2 pseudogenes are annotated in these 3,483 nt (G+C 73.5%); both read left to right on the top strand.

Features of this window, described 5'->3' with window-relative positions:
• Nucleotides 1-2,515 (top strand): annotated as a pseudogene (locus KUM38_RS27400) (beta keto-acyl synthase); the annotation flags it as partial.
• Nucleotides 2,516-2,671: 156 nt separating this feature from the next.
• A pseudogene (locus KUM38_RS27395) lies at nt 2,672-2,809 on the top strand (IS5/IS1182 family transposase); the annotation flags it as partial.
• Nucleotides 2,810-3,483: the final 674 nt, after the last annotated feature.

Below are 3,483 nucleotides of genomic sequence, written 5' to 3'. Positions count from 1 at the left end.
GTACGGCACCGCCCCCGGCCCCATGCCCGTACGGGCCCCCGTGTCACCCACACATGGCCCGTACCCCACGCCCACCTCCGTACCGGCCCCTGCCCCCGCACCCGTCCCCGCCCACACCCCGCCGCCGTCCCCGCTGTTCGACCGGGCACAGCTGGAACGGCTGGCCGACGGCCCGGTGGCGGAGGTGCTGGGCCCGGAGTTCCGCGAGCTGGACGGCTTCCGGCGGCAGGTGCGGATGCCGAGGCCCCCGATGCTCCTGGTCGACCGGGTCCTCGCCGTCGACGCCGTCCCGAACCGGCTCGGCACCGGCGCGATCCACACCGAGACCGACGTCACCGGGGACGACTGGTACCTCGACCCCACCGGGCGGATGCCCGCCTCGCTGATGGTCGAGGCCGGGCAGGCCGATCTGCTGCTGATCGCGTGGATGGGCGTGGACCGGTTCAACCGGGGCGAGCGCGTCTACCGCCTGCTGGGCTGCGAGCTGACCTACCACGACAGCCCGCCCGAGCCCGGCGCCACCCTCCGCTTCGACATCCGGGTCGACGGCCACGGCGAGCACGACGGCATCCGGCTGTTCTTCTTCCACTACGACTGCCACATCGACGGCCGCCCGGCGCTGAGCGTCCGGGCCGGGCAGGCGGGCTTCTTCACCGACGCCGAACTCGCCTCCACCCAGGGCGTGCTGTGGGACCCGGCCGATGAGGAGCCCGGCCCCGGCCGGGTCGACCCGCCTCCGGTCCCCGCTCCCGCCCGCGCCTTCACCCGGGAAGAGGTGACGGCGTTCTCCGAGGGTCGTCCCGCCGACTGCTTCGGGCCTGACTGGGACGCCGCCCGGGCCCAGACCCGCCCGCCCCGGATCGCCGGCGGCCGGATGCTGATGCTCTCCGAGGTCACCCGCTTCGACCCGGAGGGCGGGCCGTGGGGCCGGGGCTACCTGCGGGCCACCACCCCGGTGTCACCGGACGACTGGTTCTTCGCCGGGCACTTCAAGGACGACCCGTGCATGCCGGGCACCCTGATGTACGAGGGCTGCCTGCAGGCCATGTCCTTCTACCTGGCCGCCCTCGGCTGCACGCTCGACGCGGACGGCTGGCGTTTCGAGCCGGTCACCGGCCGGTCCGTGCCCATGCGCTGCCGGGGCCAGGTCACCCCCGCCGCCCGTGAGCTGGTCTACGAGGTGTTCGTGACCGAGGTGACCGGCGGGCCGGTGCCCACCCTGATCGCGGACGTGCTGTGCACGGTCGACGGGGTGAAGTCCTTCCACGCCCGCCGTGCCGCCCTGCGCCTGGTCCCGGACTGGCCGCTCGCCCGGCGGCCGGAACTCACCGCGAGCGCCGCCGCCCACGGCACCGCCCCGGAACTCCTCGCCTCCGCCCTCGGCCGCCCCTCGGCCGCCTTCGGCCCGATGTACGGGGTCTTCGACGGGGTACGGCGGGCACCCCGGCTGCCCGCGCCGCCGTACCAGTTCGTCTCACGCGTGGTCTCCGCCACCGGAGAGCCGGGGGCGATGACGGCGGGCGCCGAGGTCGTCACCGCGTACGACGTACCCGCCGACGCCTGGTACTGGCCGGACGGCCCGCGCCCGCAGATGCCGCCCGCCGTGCTGATGGAGGCGGCACTGCAACCCTGCGGCTGGCTCGCCTCGTACACCGGCTGCGCCCTCGCCGAGGACGGCGACCTGCTCTTCCGCAACCTGGACGGCACCCTCACCGCACACGCCCTGGTCACCCCCGCCACGCGGACGCTCACCACCCGCGCGGTGCTGAAGGACATCTCCCGGCACGCCGGCATGGTCATCGTCTCCTTCGACGTCGAATGCGCCGACGCCGACGGCCTCCCGGTCCTGTCCGCCTCCACCGTCTTCGGCTTCTTCCCCCGCGAGGCGTTCGCCCGGCAGACCGGCCTGCCCGGCACCGCCCCCGACCCCCGGGCCGAGACCGGCACCACGACCGCGACCGAAGTCAGCCTTGTTCTGCCGCCCGCCGCCCGGCCCGCTCCCACCCCCAGCCTCCTGATGCTCGACCGGATCACCGCCTTCCGGCCCGACGGCGGCCGGGACGGCCTGGGGCGGATCGCGGCGCAGAAGGACATCGACGCGGGGGAGTGGTTCTTCAAGGCCCACTTCTTCCAGGACCCGGTACAGCCCGGTTCGCTCGGCCTCCAGGCGATGTACCAGGCATTCCAAGCCTGCCTGACGGCCAAGGGCCTGACGGTCGCCGGCACCCCCGCCCCCGCCTGGGAATACGGCACCTTCCCCGGCGCCGGCCCGCTCACCTGGACCTATCGGGGCCAGGTCACCCCCGCCACCCGCACGGTGACGGTCGAACTGGAGATCCGCAGTCTCGTCACCGACCCCGACCCCGACACCGGTCTCACCGGCCCCGGCAGTGTGACCGCCACCGCCGAGGCATGGCTCTGGGCGGACGGCGTCCGCATCTACCACGCCCACGGCCTGACCCTGCGCGCCACACCGGGCGCCGGGACACACGAGTCCACCGGGGAACGCCCCTGACCGGCCCCCGGGTGGCTCCCTGCTCGCCGAACCCGGCTGGTCCGGTTGCGGACCGGAGACGATGAGCGGCCCGCCGGCGCCAACGGCGCTCGAAAGGGGCGGTGCGGCCGTTGGGAGAGGTGTTCGACGTCTCAACTCATCAGCACAGGAGTCTCGTTGGTTCCCTGTCCTGTCGTACTCGACCTGCCTCGCGCGCTGGTCGAGTGGGTCACCATGCTCATCGTCACCCGTGAGGGTGACCGCCGCTGCAAGCTCCCGCCTCACCAGCGTGGTCTCGTCGCCCTGGCCTGCCTGGCGACGCTGGAGTCGCCCGCGGACACCCGCCGTTCCCGCCCGGAACGCACCTGTGCCGGACACCGCAGAGACACCCCTCAAGTCGACCGAAGGGGAATGAAGGCCGCGGTCCCCGAGGAGTACCCGGGCGGAGATCGGCGGTATCGTCGCCCCGGCTCATGGGGCCCGGGTGTGTGCCCGGGGACTGTCCGGCCGCCACCATGATTCTGCCGCCCTCGCGCTTCCGCCGTCGGCGCGTACCACCGTGCCGGGCGCCCGCCGTGCCGCTGAGCGCCCGCGTGAAAACCTCGGTACTGCTTCGTGAATGGCATATGACATCCAAGATCCCCGGAGGAGACGGATATCTGGCGAGCCTTCCGCCAGCGGGTGTTCTGCCCTTTATGGCCGCTCCGATGGGCGGGCTGGATGGGGTTCGGGTCGCACGGACGAGCGCGTCGGGGGTCGTGTGCAGGGCGGGCCGTCGATTGCGTGGCGATCAGTGGGCTTCCTACCATCAGGACGGTCACGGCCCAGGTCGTGACCGCCGGAACCCGTCGAAAACCGGCCGCCGTACGGCAGGGATCCGTCCGGCCGAGCGCGTTCGCGAGAGGGGAGGCCCGTGGCCCGCACCCGCTGGTGAACACCTTCGCGCGCCCGGGCGTTCCCGCGACGGTTCGGGGCGCGGTACGGGCACG

Origin of the sequence: Streptomyces sp. AC558_RSS880, assembly GCF_019049255.1 — a bacterium.
Classification (GTDB): domain Bacteria; phylum Actinomycetota; class Actinomycetes; order Streptomycetales; family Streptomycetaceae; genus Streptomyces.
The sequence above is the reverse complement of the archived record's forward strand: the minus strand, read 5'-3'. Positions and strand labels throughout refer to the sequence as shown.